The organism is Parabacteroides sp. AF48-14 (assembly GCF_003477465.1).
Classification (GTDB): domain Bacteria; phylum Bacteroidota; class Bacteroidia; order Bacteroidales; family Tannerellaceae; genus Parabacteroides; species Parabacteroides acidifaciens.
Genome location: NZ_QUDI01000001.1, coordinates 184,560 through 201,584, shown reverse-complemented (window position 1 = coordinate 201,584; position 17,025 = coordinate 184,560). Strand labels below are relative to the sequence as shown.

At 40.5% G+C, this 17,025-nt stretch carries 12 protein-coding genes; 10 read left to right on the top strand and 2 right to left on the bottom strand.

Going from position 1 to position 17,025, the window contains the following annotated elements:
• The first annotated feature begins 19 nt into the window (after window positions 1-19).
• Window positions 20-547 carry a DUF6125 family protein gene (locus DW083_RS00830; RefSeq protein WP_122331099.1) on the top strand — a complete coding sequence of 176 codons (528 nt, stop codon included), beginning with the start codon at window positions 20-22 and terminating at the stop codon, window positions 545-547.
• Window positions 548-813: 266 nt separating this feature from the next.
• On the top strand, window positions 814-1,770 hold the full coding sequence (locus DW083_RS00825) for a hypothetical protein (RefSeq protein ID WP_122331158.1): 957 nt from the start codon (window positions 814-816) through the stop codon (window positions 1,768-1,770).
• 21 nt (window positions 1,771-1,791) lie between these two features.
• Here DW083_RS00825 and DW083_RS00820 read toward each other — a convergent pair whose 3' ends face one another.
• Complete coding sequence (locus DW083_RS00820) at window positions 1,792-2,364, bottom strand: RNA polymerase sigma-70 factor (protein WP_115497964.1); 573 nt, start codon at window positions 2,362-2,364, stop codon at window positions 1,792-1,794.
• 163 nt (window positions 2,365-2,527) lie between these two features.
• Between DW083_RS00820 and DW083_RS00815 the strand changes: the two genes are divergently transcribed.
• The 8 genes from DW083_RS00815 to DW083_RS00785 all read left to right on the top strand — a co-directional run bounded on the left by DW083_RS00815 (window position 2,528) and on the right by DW083_RS00785 (window position 14,016).
• Window positions 2,528-3,544, top strand: coding sequence for a FecR family protein (locus DW083_RS00815; RefSeq protein ID WP_122331098.1), 1,017 nt, complete (start codon window positions 2,528-2,530; stop codon window positions 3,542-3,544).
• A gap of 170 nt (window positions 3,545-3,714) precedes the next feature.
• Entirely contained in the window at window positions 3,715-7,161 is a 3,447-nt protein-coding gene (locus DW083_RS00810; protein WP_199659127.1) for a TonB-dependent receptor, read from the top strand.
• Window positions 7,162-7,173: 12 nt separating this feature from the next.
• Window positions 7,174-8,997 (top strand): RagB/SusD family nutrient uptake outer membrane protein, encoded by a 1,824-nt coding sequence (locus tag DW083_RS00805; protein ID WP_199659126.1) that lies wholly within the window; start codon window positions 7,174-7,176, stop codon window positions 8,995-8,997.
• A 51-nt stretch (window positions 8,998-9,048) separates the two neighbouring features.
• A complete protein-coding gene (locus tag DW083_RS00800; RefSeq protein WP_122331097.1) occupies window positions 9,049-10,434 on the top strand; it encodes a Gfo/Idh/MocA family protein in 1,386 nt (461 codons plus the stop codon).
• A gap of 171 nt (window positions 10,435-10,605) precedes the next feature.
• Window positions 10,606-11,424, top strand: a complete 819-nt coding sequence (locus tag DW083_RS00795) for a sugar phosphate isomerase/epimerase (protein WP_158582075.1) — start codon at window positions 10,606-10,608, stop codon at window positions 11,422-11,424.
• A 6-nt stretch (window positions 11,425-11,430) separates the two neighbouring features.
• Window positions 11,431-12,429 carry a hypothetical protein gene (locus DW083_RS22195; protein WP_199659125.1) on the top strand — a complete coding sequence of 333 codons (999 nt, stop codon included), beginning with the start codon at window positions 11,431-11,433 and terminating at the stop codon, window positions 12,427-12,429.
• Complete coding sequence (locus tag DW083_RS22190; RefSeq protein WP_199659124.1) at window positions 12,356-12,892, top strand: hypothetical protein; 537 nt, start codon at window positions 12,356-12,358, stop codon at window positions 12,890-12,892. Before DW083_RS22195 ends, DW083_RS22190 begins: the two co-directional genes overlap by 74 nt.
• A 128-nt stretch (window positions 12,893-13,020) precedes the next feature.
• Window positions 13,021-14,016: a metallophosphoesterase family protein gene (locus DW083_RS00785; protein ID WP_122331095.1), complete on the top strand. Its 996-nt coding sequence runs from the start codon at window positions 13,021-13,023 to the stop codon at window positions 14,014-14,016.
• On the opposite strand, the gene DW083_RS00780 is transcribed toward DW083_RS00785, so the two are convergent.
• Entirely contained in the window at window positions 14,000-16,966 is a 2,967-nt protein-coding gene (locus DW083_RS00780; RefSeq protein WP_122331094.1) for a PEP/pyruvate-binding domain-containing protein, read from the bottom strand. The genes DW083_RS00785 and DW083_RS00780 overlap by 17 nt on opposite strands.
• Between the last annotated feature and the right edge of the window lie 59 nt (window positions 16,967-17,025).

The window sequence follows — 17,025 nt, the reverse complement described above, 5'->3', positions numbered from 1 at the left end:
AAAGACAATTCTAAAAATCATGACAGACAAACTCGACCTATTATCAAAAGAAGAACTTAAAGACTTGATCAGAATATACGCGAAGAACATCTATGCCCTTGACGGAATGTGGTTCCAATCAGTGGAAGAGAAGAGCGGTATGGAGGAGGCAATGTGGCATGACAAGAATGCATGGGTGAAATTCACCCGTACGGAAGCCAAAAGAATTAAGAACTTCCTGAACCTTCCGGACGAAGCTGGCCTTGAGGGATTGGAGAAGGCATTGGTGATAAGATTCTCTGCATTGTCGAACCCTTCTGTCAGTATCTTTAGGGAAGGAGATTCTCTTATATATCGTATAAATGAATGCAGGGTACAATCTGCCCGAAAGGCAAAAGGCATGCCGTTTCATCCATGCGCACCGGTTGGTTTCATCGAACATGACGGGTTTGCACGCGTTATCGATGGAAGGATCGTTACCGAAATGATAAGTTGCTATCCGGAGGTTACCGATCAGGGATGCGCCTGCTGTTGGAGATTCACATTAAAACACTCAGCACCGGATTAAACCGGCATAGCATGTTTTTACACATCATGGACTTGCTACAAAAATCACAACTAAAGCCTTACTCCTCTTTCGAAAAACGAAATATCAAAAGACATATTTACGCCAATCCTTACTCAAAGTCACCGCTCCCTTCTTTTTGCTTGCAATTAGACAAAACAATTACTTATTCCAACCTGCTTTTCGCCACTAAGATATTGTTTTCTTACTTTAAATTTGCAAATGCTGTATAAATGGCGGTAATCAATTAAAAAAGGAAAGGATCAATGATGAAAAATCACGTTTTAGACGAACTGACTACGATCATAAAAGAACGAATACCTAAAGGACAAAATCTTGCCAACTACCTGACAGATGCATTGTGTTTAGGGAAAGAAGCTGTTTATCGCAGGCTGCGGGGAGAAGTTGCGTTTACGATCAATGAAGTCGCGCTTCTATCCAACAAGCTGGGTATTTCTATCGACCAGATTATCGGTAATCATTTCTCAAATAAAGTCACTTTCGATTTGAATTTACACAGTCCATCCAATGCCTTGGAAAGTTATTACGATATCGCCAATCGTTACTTTCAAATATTCAACTATGTAAAAAATGACGAAAGCACTGAAGTCCATACAGTCTCCAACGTTCTTCCTTTTACCCTTTATTCTTCATTTGAATACTTATCCAAATTCCGCCTTTGCCGATGGATTTATCAGAATGGGCAAAAAGTACCAAAGTCTTTATCAAAGATGCACGTAGAAGACCGGATTGTGGATGTACATAAACACCTAAGCGAGGCTACAAGACAATGCAAAAAGACCTATTTTATCTGGGATACCAATATTTTTCTCACGTTCATAGAAGAGATTAAATATTTTGCCTGCCTCAACCTGATTTCGCAAGATGACATCATTCACATAAAAGAAGAACTTCATCATTTGCTTGATTCTATGGAGGCATTATCGATCAAAGGTCAATTTAGTGAAAACAAGGAAGTCTATATCTATCTATCCAATATCCATTTCGAAGCGACATACAGTTACATCGAAAAGAAAGATTTTCAAATCAGCATGATACGAGTCTATTCCATCAACTCGATGGATTCGCAAAGTCCGCACATCTGCCAAATGCAACGCAATTGGATCCAATCTTTAAAACGGCATTCCGTTCTGATATCAGGAAGTGGAGAAGCACAGCGTATTCCTTTCCTCAAAAAACAGCATGAGATAATAGATACTTTATAAAAACATACATAGGAATCGTTTTTAAATAATGGCAAGCAATATTGGCAAATAATCTCTCAGATCTACACGCAGCAGTTTCAGCGCTTGTTGGATACGATAGTCTACTGTTTTTGATGAGACATTCAGTTGACTTGCTATTTCGCCATAAGTCAAATGTTGGAAACGATTCATTTCAAAAGCTTCCCGATAGCTATTAGGCAAACGTTGCAGTGCCTCCTCTATTTTCCGGCTCAACTCCTCCACGATATAAAAGTCAGGATCTTCATATCGTAACTGTTGGTCATCATATAAAGTATTCACTATTCTTTGCTTGATTTCATTGCGACTGATCAATGTCAGACAACGGTTCTTCACTGCTTTGAACAAGTAACTTTTCGGAGAAATCTCAAACGTATGCATCTCCCGGTTCTCCCACAGCCAAACCATCACATCCTGCACAATCTCCTGACCATCGTCATACTCCACAAACTGTCGCGCATAAGCACATAAGGAAGGGTAATATTTCAGAAATAAAACATCGAACGCTTTCTCATCTCCTTTAGTTAAATATTGAAAAAGAGATTCATCAGTTGTATATTGAATTTCATGTAGCATTAGAATCATGTATTTAAAATCAACAATCACAGGCCTCATCTACCAGATGCAACAAATGTAATCTTTTATCTCAAAAAAACAATCACAAAAAAATAAATAAAAAAATCCGGTTTCTGTTTAGGAGGTTTCCTTTCCCATCAGTCATATATATAAAAAGGAGAAAATGGAAGAACACATACATATAGATGAAACAACTCTTTTGAACTATTTTACAGGCTCAGTCTCTTTATCTGAAAAAGATATAATCAAACAGTGGATTGAGCAATCTGAAGAAAACAAAAAGTTGGCACGGGACATACAATCAATTTGTCTTGCATCCGAGGCACTAAATACGATTAAACTTACAGATGCTTCCGCATCCCTGAAAACAGTAAAGAGAAAAATCAAACAACGCAAAAGGGCAAGTCTTTTTATCTGGCTCCAGCGTATTGCTGCAATCCTGTTCATTCCATTGTTATTGGTCTCCGCCTATTATTGGCTGAGAGAAGAACCCGTAGAATATATGGAGTTCACAACAACTCCGGGTATGATCACATCCATCGACTTGCCCGATGGCAGTAAAGTGTGGTTAAATTCAGGTTCCAAATTAATCCGTCCGCTAAAATTCACTGGCAAAACCCGTGAAGTCAGTCTTACCGGTGAAGCTTATTTCCAGATAGCGAAAGATCCTGACAAGAGATTTATCGTATCTTCCGGTGAGGATTTAAAAGTTGAAGTTTTGGGTACCAAATTCAACATTGAAGCATATGAAGATGAGAATTACATTGCAACAACCTTGGAAGAAGGTTCTGTTCGCCTTTTATATAAAACGGAAGACAAAAAGTTAAACACTTTAGTCATGCATCCGAACCAAAAAGTGATTTATTGTAAAAATACAGGAGAAGCAAAGAAAAAGGCAACATTCGTCTCAAGCGAAATTGCATGGAAAGAGGGTAAGATTGTTTTAAGAGATACTCCGTTAGAGGCTGTTTTGAAAAAACTAAGCCACCGTTTCAATGTCGATTTTATAATAGAAAGGGAAGCAATAAAGAAAAGTTCTTTCACAGGTACATTCGATACCCAACAGTTAATTCAAATATTGGAGCATTTCCGTATAGCATCCGGCATCCAATATCGTATAATAGAACCGGAACCTGGAGAAAAGACTATTCAAACGAAAAGCAAAGTTGTACTTTACTAAATATCTAACATTATTAATCTTTAAAAGAACAAAACATGAAAGCACGTCCTCCTTAAAAGCAAAACACACGAGAAAATATTGGCGTATTTCCTCGTGTGAAAAACAAAAGGTCCACCTGTTTGGCGACAGGTCTCACTTATCTATTTTATCATTTAAAACAGTACAAAATTATGACAAATTATTTTAGCATCCAATACTTTAGGGTGGTAAAATCACCATTTGCTATCTTAAAGAAAATACCACTATTTATGAGACTATCCATCCTTATGTTATTTGTGTCGATAGGATTGGTATTTGCAGAAAACAGCTACAGTCAATCCACCTTGTTATCCTTGGATATAAAGAACCAAACAGTACAAAACGTACTGGACGAAATCGAGAAGCAATCCGAGTTTCACTTCTTCTACAACAACAAACAAGTGAACACCAGCCGCATTGTTTCGATAAAAAGTAATAACAAAAACGTATTTTCCATTCTGAACGAACTCTTCAAAGGAACGGACATCCGCTATTCGGTAATGGAGAAAAGTATTATTTTATCAACCGGTTCTCCGGGAGTAACGACTTCACAACAATCAGGCAAAACAATTTCAGGTATTGTAACAGATATCAATAATGAGCCTATAATTGGAGCAAATGTGTCCGTTAAAGGAACAACAATCGGTACAATAACCAATGCTGATGGCCATTATACACTGTCTGCAATTCCAGAAAAAGCCATTCTTGTGTTTTCTTTTGTCGGAATGAAAACACAAGAAGTTCCTGCCGGCAATAAAACGACCTTCAATATTGCATTAGAGGAAACAGCGATAGGTTTAGGCGAAGTCGTTGCAATCGGATACGGAACAACAAAAAAAGCGACAATCACAGGTTCCATTGCATCTATGAAGGGAGACAAGTTAAAATCTATCCCTGCTAATAACTTCACAAATGCATTAGCTGGTAAATTCGCCGGATTAACGGCTGTCACAACTTCCGGACAGCCCGGTTCTGACAATTCCACTTTAAGAATACGCGGTTCCAATACTCTGGGAGATAATAATCCATTAGTAGTAGTTGATGGTATTGCGGGACGAGATATGAATCGACTGAACCCTGCAGACGTAGAAAGTATTACAGTTCTCAAAGATGCCTCAGCTGCCATTTATGGAGCACAGGCTGCAAATGGAGTAATTCTTGTCACAACCAAACGAGGCATTATAGGTAAACCTGTTATCAATGTAAACGTTAGGCAGGGTTGGGCAACTCCAACCATTGTTCCAGAATGGGCAGATGCAGCAACCTACGCACAGGCACTTAATGAAATTGATTTATATGCCAACCGTCAGCCAAGATATACAGATGAAGATATTAAGCTATTCGCGGATGGTTCCGATCCTTGGGGGCATCCCAATACAGATTGGTATGATTTAGTTTTCAAGAAGTTCACACCGCAAACATATGTAGATGCATCTTTACGTGGGGGTAGCGAAAGAGTAAAATATTTTGTATCTGCCGGATTCAATTATCAAAAAGGAATCTTCCAACGTAGTGCAAACAGCTATCGACAGATGGATATAAGAAGTAATCTGGATGCGAAGGTTACCAAATATATCAATCTTGGTATCGATCTGGCAGCCCGACAGGAAAATCGTAATAACTCTACGGCAGCGTTAAGTGAACTACTTCGCTATGGAATGGGACGTCCTAATAGAGTTGCTTTTTATGGCGAATATCCTGCGTCTGGGTATGAAGGAGGAATGAATCCTGCCGTTGTTGCTACAAATGCAACAGGCTATGATCGCAATATAAGCTATATATTAACAAGTAACATAAAGTTGGATATCACAATCCCGGGTATAGAAGGATTAACTGTTACCGGTAATGTCGCATTCGATAAATTTATTAGAAACCAAAAAACATGGAAAACACCATGGACTCTTTACTCTTGGGATGGTAAAACGCTTGATTCTAACAATATGCCTGTTGTTTCAGGCGCATCATCAGGATATTCATCCCCCAGTTTAAATCAATATATGCAAGATGATCATGGTTTGACCTTAAATGCATTAGTGAATTACTCTCATACGTTTGCCCAAACACACGGATTAAAGGCGATGATTGGTTTCGAAAGAAAAACAGGAGAGTCTATGAATTTTTCTGCCTATCGGACTTATTTTGCATCCACATTGATTGACGAATTATTTGCCGGAGGGGATCTTGATAAAACCAATACAGGCTCTGCCAGCCATGATGCCCGTATTAATTATTTCGGCCGATTTAATTACGACTATTCATCCAAATATTTAGTTGAATTTGTATTCCGTTATGATGGTTCTTATATTTTCCCAAAAGGAAAACAATACGGTTTTTTCCCTTCTGTTTCATTAGGGTGGGTTATCTCTGAAGAAAACTTCTGGAAAGAAAAACTTGCCTTTATCAACTCTTTCAAACTTCGTGGGTCATGGGGTCAAACAGGTAATGACCGGGTAAGTCCCTATCAATACTTAGCCAGTTATGGTTTTGACAATTCCGCTCGTGGAGATAAATCTAGTCCGAAAGACTCCCAAAATACAACAGTTTTCGATGGGAATACAGAAGCTAAATTCCTCAAAGAATTAAGAATACCTAATCCGTCTATTACATGGGAAGTCGCAAACCAAAGCAATGTCGGTTTTGACCTGCAAACATTAAATGGTAGTTTAAGAATATCAGTTGATTATTTTCATAATATCCGTTCTAATATTTTATGCTACCGTAATGCTTCCATACCAGCGACAGCGGGGTTGACTCTTCCCCGTGAAAATATAGGGAAAGTAAAAAACCAAGGATTTGAATTTGATATCGCATACAATAACAATATTGGGGATTTCACTTATCAAATCGGCCTTAATGGAGGCTTTTCCAAAAGTAAAATTATCTTCTGGGACGAGTCACCCAATATTCCAGATTATCAACGAGCAACAGGAAAGCCTATCAACCCAAGTCTAATCGGAGATAATTCAGCAGGCTTGTATTATGAAGCAATTGGTATCTTCAAAGATGAAGCAGATCTCGAAAGATATCCGCACTGGCAAGGGGCAAAACCTGGAGATATTATTTTCAGAGATGTGAACGGAGATAATAAAATCGATGGGCTCGATCGTGTCAGATCAGACAAGACCAATATTCCGACACTGACAGGAGGGCTAAATATTGATCTTGGATATAAAGACTTTTATTTAACTATAGGCTTCCAAGGTGCAGCCGGAGCCACTCGATATCATGAAGTGGAATCCGGTGAAGCTGGTAATTTTTCTATGGAAGATTTAGAAGGCAGATGGACACCGACTAATACAAATGCATCAAAACCCAGAGTCGGAAACTATAGGTCCGAATATTGGAACCAAACACAAACAGGTCCTAATACTTACTGGAACAGAAAATCAGATTACATCAGATTAAAAAATTTGGAACTCGGTTATAACATGCCACAAAAATTATACAGCAAATTAGGTATAGAAAGTACACGTATATATTTCAGTGGAATGAATTTATTCACTATCTGCGGCATGAAAACTTTTGATCCGGAAACGACTTCAGCAGTCGCATATCCACTTAATAAGATATATAGTATTGGATTAGCATTAACGTTTTAAAAACATACGAATATGAAAGGTTTTAAATATTTTTCAACAGTACTTCTTTTCATGGGAATACTTACCATCTCATGTTCTGATGATGCACTCGTCCTAAAACCATTAGGGGAGTACTCAGAAACCGATGTATGGAAAGATCCTGCTTTATCAGAATTATTCATTAATGGTATTTACGATGCAATGGATATTCCATATGCTAAATATATGCAAATGTGCTTTGTTGATGAAGGGCACCGTCGTGACAACAGTGATGTTATGAATTTCAACAATTGTGTCTTAAGCCCGGATAATATACCAGGGTGGACCAAAGGAGAAGGACATCCACGTATGATATGGGATCAACTCTATGCTATTGTTCGTAAATGTAACATATCTCTAACGGGTATTGATAAATTACCGAATGATAATACCCTCATTGATGGTAAAACAAAAAAAGAGCGTTTGAAAGGAGAAGCCTATTTTTTAAGAGCATGGACTTATCTTTATCTAACCAATCTTTATGGAGGAGTTCCCATTGTAGACAAAGTATATCAATTAGGAGATGATTACAATATTGCCAGAAGTTCTTATGAAGATTGTATTAAGTTCATTTCTGAGGATTGTGACAAAGCCGCTGAATTATTACCTCTTACTCATAGTGGTAGCAACAATGGCCGAGCAACCAAAGGAGCCGCACTCGCTTTAAAATCACGCATATTGCTTTATGCAGCCAGCGATTTACATAACTCTTTCAATTTTGAGAATTACGAAAAACCAGAATATTTAAAATATACCACTGGTTCTCAAAACAGCAGATGGAAAGCAGCCAAAGACGCCGCTAAAGCAGTAATAGATATGCATCTATACGATCTATTCAAAGCAAATCCATCTCCGACAGATTCTATTGCACAGAATATTACAGATCTTTTCCTGGCACCTAAAGCTACGGAAGAAGATATTTTTATAAGATATTTTACCTCCAGACTAGTACCTTATAACAATAACATATTAAATAATAATACACCTAACGGATATCATGGAGGAGGTAACAACTGTCCTATCGGAGAAATTGTTGATGAATATGAAATGCGCTCTGGCATACCTTTCAGCTGGGATAATCCTGAACATGCTAAGACTCCATACAAAGATAGAGATCCTCGTTTCTATGCATCAATCCTTTATGAAGGGGCTAAATGGAGAACTCGGACAGCTGACGTTATCAGTATAGAGCCTAATGGAATTATCAGTATTGGGAATAAAGAAATCTGGAATACTGAAAAGAATGAAATGCAATTATGGTATGGACCAGACGGACGAAATAGTACCGTTTCCGCTTTTGAAGGAGGCTATACAGGATATTATCTTCGCAAGTTTTTGGATCCATCAATGGATGGGCAATATCAAGACATTGCACAAGATACACCTTGGAGACATATCCGCTATGCTGAAATATTACTTAATTACGCGGAAGCATGCATTGAATTAGGGGAATATGATGAAGCAAAAATATACTTGAATAAAATAAGAAAAAGAGCTGGTATGCCTGATATTACAGCTACAGGAGTCGAATTACGAGAATGTTGTCGACATGAAAGACGTGTCGAATTGGCATTCGAAGATCATCGTATGTGGGATGTACGTCGTTGGGCTATTGGACCACAGGCATATAAACCTGTTCATGGTGTTACTATTATATATAAAATGGATCAGGAAACACATGTTACAGATGAAATCCCTACAATAACCCCTTATGAATTTGAAAAAAGGGCATGGTTAGACAAAGCTTATTTTTTCCCTATCCCACGAACAGAAATGAATAGGAATTCATTGCTAATTCAAAATCCCGGATATGAATAATTCTGTTTTTATTATCATAATCAACAAGTTGAACAAATAAATAATTATAATATGGAAAGAAGAGATTTCTTAAAAAGCGCGGCAGTATTAACAGCTGGCTTTACAACTAACACACATATATTTGGTACAGTAACGTCCTCACATAAAACAGGAGCAAATAATAAAGTACGAATGGGATTCATCGGGGTGGGAAACAGAGGCTCCGAACTATTAGGATTGTTTATGCAACAACCAGATTGCGAGGTAGCCGCCTTATGTGACATCTATGAGCCCTATCTTCACAGAGATAGAAGTAAAGTCAATGAACGATGGCTAAAAGATCTCACAGACAAGATTCCAAAGATGGGTGAAAAATTTCCTAAGCAGCCCAAATTGTATTCTGATTTCAGGAAACTACTTGACGATAAAGATATAGATGCCGTATGTATTGCAACACCCGACCATTGGCATGCTTATATCACCATTGCTGCTATTAAAGCAGGAAAGGATGTCTACTGCGAAAAACCCCTGACCAGCACTTTAATGGAAGGGCGAAAAATGGTAGAAGCACAAGCTGCCAGCAAACAAGTGGTAGCCGTTGGTATTAACCGTCGTGGAAATATAGCTTATCAAAAATTAGTAGCAGAGATCCATGCTGGCAGAATCGGACAAATAACAGTTGGCCGAGCAGCTCATATCAGCAATTTGTTTCCGAATGGTATCGGTAAAATGCAACCGGAAGAACCTCCCAAAGATTTCAATTGGGATATGTGGTTAGGTCCGCGCGCATACCGTCCTTACCAGTATAATATCGCACCTTATAAATTTCGTTGGTGGGGAGATTATTCCTCTCAAATGGGGAATTGGGGAGTACATCACTTAGATGCATTACGTTGGCTAATGAATGAGACTGCACCGACTTACATTTCTGCCCATGGAGGTAAATACGTTTTAAATCATGATGCAGATATAGATGACACTGCATTCGTGACATTTGAATTTGCATCTGGTAAAATTATCACCTATAGTATTATGGAAACGACAAGCGGCGGTATGTTCCCTTATGGAGAATTGGAGTTAAGAGGTACAGACGGAATTGCTTATGCATATGAAGGAGGATACCGTATCCGACCCACATCACCAGGACAATTCCAAAATTGGAATAAGCATTTTGATGAAATATCATTCGATAATAAAATGAAACTATTAGGAGATGCCAGTAGTGCAGATAGTACAACCGGACTAATACGAGATTTTCTTGATTGTGTTAAATCCAGACAAACTCCTTTATGCCCATTGGAAGAAGGGCATCGATCAACAAGTTTTGCACATCTTGCCAATATTGCATTAGCAACAAAGGAGCGCTTACATTGGGACGCTGTAAATGAACGTTTCCTTAATTCAGAAAAAGCAAACGAAATGCTGGGATATGAATATCGAAGACCTTGGACTATTTAACTTTTTGGTTATGAATAATTCTAGAAGAAGTTTTATTAAGACCAGTGTTACATTGGCAACGGGGGCTATTTTAGCCCCCAATGCTACGCAAAAAAGGTTTATAATCCAATAATATCTAACATTCCCGGTAATAAAGTAAACTCCCAAACAATATGTGTATTTACAAAATGCTTGCAATATCTGAATTATGAACAACTCGCTCAAACTCTTGCAAAAGCGGGCTATAACGGAGCTGATTTATCTGTTCGCGATGGTGGACACGTACAACCTGAAAAGGTAAAAAGCGATCTGCCACGTTTAGTAAAAACACTCCAAAAAGAAGGTATATCGACACCCATGATGGTAACAACAATCATTGACGCAAAAGATAAATATACAGAATCTATTCTTGCTACAGCAGCAGAAATGGGTATACAGCATTATCGAATGGGGTATATAAATTATGATAAAACAAAAACAATACCTCAGAATATAGATATAGTGAAGAGATCTTTTGAACAGCTTGAAAAACTTAATCGTAAATATGATATACATGGATCTTATCAGAATCATTCAGGAACTCGAGTTGGCGGTCCTGTCTGGGATTTATACTTACTGGTAAAAGATCTGGATCCACAATATATCGGGGTACAATATGATATTCGTCATGCAATATGCGAAGGTGGCCAATCTTGGTCATTAGGGATGGAATTGCTTGCTCCTTGGATTAAAAGCTGTCCAATCAAAGATTTTATCTGGCAAAAAACGGGGAATCATTGGCAAATACAAGACATGCCTTTAGGCTATGGAATGGTTGATTTTGATGCTTTTCTCCGTAAATACGTAGAATTAAAACTTTCCGGTCCATTCAGTATTCATTTAGAATATGACTTGGGAGGAGCCGACAAAGGTAGTCGGACACCGACAATGAGTCATGAAAAAATAGCACACTGCCTAAAACAGGATATTGACTGGTTTCGCGAAAAGTTGAAAGAACACAATTTAGATTAATCGATCATGAACAGAAGAAACTTTATAAAACACAGCAGCTTCTTTGCCGCGACCAGCAGCTTGGCTTTTGCTGCGCAGAGCTGTTCGCCACCAGCCAAAGAAGAGGCTCTTCCTTCGGGAAAAAGTAAGACAATAGGGACAAAATCCACATTTATCGGGATTCCCGGGGAGAAAAAAATAAAGATTATTGAGATGAATGCCAATTTCGAACGGGAGCCTTTAATACGTCCATTCGGATTTAAAGGGGGAGAGATGAAAGAAATCTGGCAAACGGCGGCATTGCTCGGAAGTGAAAATGGATACAGGAAATTCGGAATATGTACCCAAAACGTCCTTTGGAGTGATCCGGCAGTTTTCGAGGTACACTCTGAAAGTGCGGGTAATGCATTGATGTATAACATTACAACACGAGCCTTGCAGATGATAGAAGGGGAAACATTTTCCAATCCAGTCCAATTGCAGGAAGATATATTGGACGAATTATGGGAATATGGAAAAAAGATCACAGGAAACCCTGATTTAAAAGAGACATTTATCCTGAATGCATTAGTCGGAATAGACAATGCAGCGTGGTTGCTTTATTGTGCCGAAAATGGGATTGACAATTTCGACGATATGGTTCCGGTTGCCTATCGCCCATGTCTTTCCAATCATCATAATAAGGTTGCATGTATTCCTCTTATGGCTTACAATATCCCGGTCCAAGAAATAAAAGACACGGTAGATGCCGGATACTTTTTTATGAAAATAAAAATCGGGCAGGCTGGCACACAAGAAGAAATGGTCGAAAAAGACATGAAACGGCTAAGTGAGATACATGCTGCGATCGGGAATGCCCGCACTTCATATACAGAATCGGGAAAACTACCTTATTACTTCGATGCAAACGGCCGATACGAGAAAAAAGAAACCATGTTACGCTTCCTCGACCATGCAAAAAAAAATCGGTGCATTCGATCAAATTGCGATTATAGAAGAGCCGTTCGCCGAAGAAAAAATGTATGATGTAAGTGATATGGGAGTACGTATCGTGTCAGATGAGACTGCACATACCGACAAACATGCATTGGAAAGAATCCGATTGGGATATTCAGCTATCGCCTTGAAACCAATAGCTAAAACGATGAGCATGTCCATGAAAGTTGCCCAGTTAGCGTACGATAATAATATACCTTGTTTCTGTGCGGATCTGACAGTTAATCCGATCCTGGTAGAGTGGAATAAAATTGTGGCTTCACGTTTAAACGCTTTCCCTGGAATAAAAGGAGGGCTCGGACTGGTAGAAAGTAATGGGCATCAAAATTATGCTCAGTGGGATAAAATGCTGACATATAATCCGACAGCCGATAAATCGTGGGCTAAAGTCAACAAAGGGACTTTCGTTCTTGATGATGATTATTTTGCTGAAAGCGGGGGAATATTTGAACAATCGCCTCATTATGCAACTTGGTTTCCTCCACAAATATAGAAGGCATAATTGTTTAGGTTATTAACCGTTTATCAATTATTCGTCAAATAAAAGGTATCGAATTATGAACCAATCACTATAATTCGATACCTTTGTTACATAAAAACATAATCTAAACACATATTGAAATGAAACAACTTCTTATTACCCTTGCGCTTGTATTCGGTTGTCTGCAATCAAACTATGCGCAGAAGCCGACTTTGCAGTTCAACAAAGACGGCAAATTTAAAATCGTACAGTTCACAGATGTACATTACATTCATGGAAATCCCAAATCGGCAATATCCATCGAACGGATCAATGAGGTACTGGACGCCGAGAAACCGGATCTGGTTCTTTTTACCGGAGATGTCATCTATGGGCAGCCGGCTGAAGAAGGGATGCGCACGATACTGAACTTGGCCGCAGACCGCAAAATTCCTTTCGGAGTCACATTCGGAAATCATGATAACGAACAGGGACTTACCCGCGCCCAGTTGTTCGATATCATTCAGACAATCCCCTACAACCTGACCGATTCTGTAGCCGGAGTCGTAGGAGCTACGAACTTCATCCTTCCGCTGAAATCGTCCGACGGGAAGAAGGATGCAGCAATCCTTTATTGTCTGGATTCACATTCTTACTCACAAATCAAGGGTATAGGCGGATACGACTATATCAAGTTCGACCAGATACAATGGTACCGTGAGAACAGCGCCAAATATACGAAACAGAACGGCGGCAATCCCCTACCCTCATTAGCGTTCTTCCACATCGCCCTGCCGGAATACAACCAGGCGGCGGCAGACGAAACCGCTATTTTAGTAGGAACACGTAAGGAAAAAGCCTGTGCGCCCCAACTCAACTCCGGCATGTTCACATCCATGAAAGAAATGGGAGACATCTTGGGCGTATTTGTCGGCCATGATCATGATGACGACTACGCCGTTTACTGGAAAGGCATCCTGTTGGCCTACGGTCGTTATACAGGTGGAGACACTGTGTATAACAACCTGACCAACGGCGCCCGCGTAATCGAAATGACTGAAGGTGAAAAGAACTTCAAAACCTGGATACGCTTGAAAGGTGGCGAAATCATCAACACCGTAAACTATCCTTCGGACTTTATCAAGAAGAAAGATTAGGTTTTAGCACGACTCCCAAACTCTTCTTCCCGTCCATCTTGATGACGATCGGTGCATCGAGGTGGACGTGGCGGAGATATTCGGTTTCTTCTACGGCTGGAAGGGAATTCAGATATTCTTCATCGAACCATCCATCTCCTTTAAACGGGTTAATAGTAAAGTAGCCGACGCCGAATGAAGTCAGATTCTGGAAGAAGTGCGTGCCCTGGCTCGGATCGACGCGATAGTTTTCCAGTCCGCATTCCACAATGACGCGGGCATTACTGATATGCGGCCATTTCACCGGAATTCCCAACCAGGAATCACTGCTTCCCCAACGACCGGGACCAACCAGGACATAATTCTTTTCCCCTTCGGTAAACTGACGGTTCATCTTCTCTATTTCGGAAGCAATCAACTGGTTATTGGAAGAGCTGAAAGCGCCGGTCTTTACATATATAATATCCTGCACATCTGTCACGATGCCATGTCCCAGCACACTGGTAGACGACAGTATCGTATCAGACTGTTCAACCTGCGTCAAATCTTCTTCCATCACCTCCTTATTATCCACGATCGGACGCACCTGCAGCAGATAGAAAGTAGCCCGTTCCGGATTCTCCGGATCAATGTTCACGGCAAACTCTATTTCGATCGGACGTCCCATTTCGTCCTGCCCGACATGCAAAATCTGGTCAAGCGTCTCTGCCAACGGGAAAACGTCGTGCTGGAGAATGTTCACAAAAGACAATATCTTACGGCCACCGGGATAATAACCGTCACGGATTATCTGATCATAAGGATCATAAGTAGATACAATGAATTTCAGAGAACCGTCCGCATCCGCATCTTTCAGATTCAGGCGAAGCAGATTAAAAGAATCGTCTACGGAGAATTGCTCCGTCAAGTTCTTCAAGTCAAGCGCATAATAGCGGGTTTGCGTTTCGCGAAGAGCAAAATCCATCGTACTCATTTGCAATATATTATGCGGATGGCGAGGAGAAAAGCGCAACGTCTGCCCTCCGTCCACAATGTATTTGCCAAGACCTAAAGCGATATTGGCAATCCCGTCTTCCGCTTTTTCATTACCTATCGGGTAGAAATTCAGCGAACGCGCCACACCCGAAATTGTCGGGTAGAAACGGTCATTATAGCGGTTACCTACGACTTCCTGCAAAACAATCGCCATTTTCTCCTGGTCGATAAGATTCGATGTTGCTGTCATATAAGCTTTACTGTCACGATAAAAAACAGAAGCATAAACCGCCTTGATCGCATCGCTCAACGTCCGGAGCATATCATATTTATCCTCCAGTTTAGGTATCATATAGGTAGAATAAATACCTGCGAACGGCTGATAGTGGGAATCCTCCAAAAGGCTGGACGAACGGACTGCGATCGGGCTTTTGACGACATCAAAGAAAGCCATCAAATCTTCGATCAGGCGGGCCGGTAAGCTGGCACGCAGGAAGTATTTCAAGATCGTCTCGTCATCCGCATCACCCAAAGCAACCGGATATAGCTCATTCGTATCCATGAACTCGTCAAAGATATCGGTACAGATCACGACTGTCTTTGGAATGGTTACGGCAAAATGTTCGTGCTCCAGATCAGGATAACGCTTCACCATGGCACCGATAAACGCCAAGCCTCTCCCCTTTCCTCCGAGCGACCCGTCTCCTATGCGGGCGAAATTACTGTATTCGTCGAAACGTTCTTTCTGGTAGACAGCCACGACGCCGGAGTTTTTCATCCGCCGGTATTGCACGATAAGATCGAAAATCAACTGCCGTGCCTCATCCATATCCTTATAATCGCTCACGTCCACGCGTTTCAATACCTCTGCCGGCGGAAACATGGCGCGGGAATAGAAGAAACGGGAGAAATGATTGCGGCTCAGATGATAGACAAGCGAATCATCGGGAATCTGGAACACTTTCTTCTGCAAGTCCTTCAGGTCCTTAATACGCATGATCTCTTCCTTCGTCTGCGGGTTCAGGATGACAAAGTCGCCGAAACCAAACCGCTGCATGATCTTCTTCCTGAGGTCCTGCGGATAGCTCTTGGAGTTTTTATCGATAAAAGAAGCTCCTAACTCCTTTGCATATACTTTATTAGTTGCCTCGGACGATTCGAGCACGAAAGGGATGATCAAACCGGTCTTCCTCACATACTGTCCGAACTTATAGCCGGCATACGGGTCTTTCACGCCATCGTGCATGAAACTCATGTCGGAAATGATCCCCAGCATATTGTCGCGATACTGGTTAAAGATGCGGACAGCCTCCTCATAAGTACGCGCCAGCTTGATTTTAGGACGCCCACGCATACGGAGCGTACGTTGATGATCGTTCAACGCCTCCTTGGCAAACATCTGGCTCTGCTCCAATACGAACTTATACAGATGTGGCAAAGCGGAAGAATAGAAGCGGATGGAATCTTCCACCAGCAGGATAATCTGCACACCGACACTTGCCGTATCATCCGGCGCATTCATCTTGTCCTCGATCAGCTTGATGATGGCAAGCAGCAACTCTGCATTTCCCAACCAGCTGAACACATAATCGATCGCACTCAAGTCCTCATTCGCAATCCGTTTGGACACCTCTTTCGAGAAAGGCGTCAGGACTACGATCGGTATATTGGGATAATGAATCTTGATTTCCGTTGCCGCCGCAAAAATGTCACGGTTATCCATATTCGGCATACAGATGATCAGTTCGAAGTTACGGTCTTTCAATTCGGCAAGTGCCTCCTCCTCTGTAGTCACCTGCGTAAACCGGGGCGGATAACGAAGGCTGAGAGAGGTATATTCGTTGAAGATCTGCTCGTCTACACGCCCGTCGTCTTCCAGCATGAAGGCATCATATTTAGTAGCTATAAGCAATACATTATATATACGCTTATTCATTAGATTGGCGAACGATGTGTCTTTGAACACAAGGTTTTTAAAGTCCGGTATTCCGCTCATGATGATTTTTATAGAATTAACTCCCCAAATGTAAGGAAAAAAACAATTCACAGGTAGTT

Excerpts from the sequence above, each read along its gene's own strand:
- DW083_RS00830 (WP_122331099.1), top strand. The coding sequence starts at position 20 with ATGACAGACAAACTCGACCTATTATCAAAAGAAGAACTTAAAGACTTG.
- DW083_RS00825 (WP_122331158.1), top strand. The coding sequence starts at position 814 with ATGAAAAATCACGTTTTAGACGAACTGACTACGATCATAAAAGAACGA.
- DW083_RS00820 (WP_115497964.1), bottom strand. The coding sequence starts at position 2,364 with ATGCTACATGAAATTCAATATACAACTGATGAATCTCTTTTTCAATAT.
- DW083_RS00815 (WP_122331098.1), top strand. The coding sequence starts at position 2,528 with ATGGAAGAACACATACATATAGATGAAACAACTCTTTTGAACTATTTT.
- DW083_RS00810 (WP_199659127.1), top strand. The coding sequence starts at position 3,715 with ATGACAAATTATTTTAGCATCCAATACTTTAGGGTGGTAAAATCACCA.
- DW083_RS00805 (WP_199659126.1), top strand. The coding sequence starts at position 7,174 with ATGAAAGGTTTTAAATATTTTTCAACAGTACTTCTTTTCATGGGAATA.
- DW083_RS00800 (WP_122331097.1), top strand. The coding sequence starts at position 9,049 with ATGGAAAGAAGAGATTTCTTAAAAAGCGCGGCAGTATTAACAGCTGGC.
- DW083_RS22195 (WP_199659125.1), top strand. The coding sequence starts at position 11,431 with ATGAACAGAAGAAACTTTATAAAACACAGCAGCTTCTTTGCCGCGACC.
- DW083_RS22190 (WP_199659124.1), top strand. The coding sequence starts at position 12,356 with ATGCAAAAAAAAATCGGTGCATTCGATCAAATTGCGATTATAGAAGAG.
- DW083_RS00785 (WP_122331095.1), top strand. The coding sequence starts at position 13,021 with ATGAAACAACTTCTTATTACCCTTGCGCTTGTATTCGGTTGTCTGCAA.
- DW083_RS00780 (WP_122331094.1), bottom strand. The coding sequence starts at position 16,966 with ATGAGCGGAATACCGGACTTTAAAAACCTTGTGTTCAAAGACACATCG.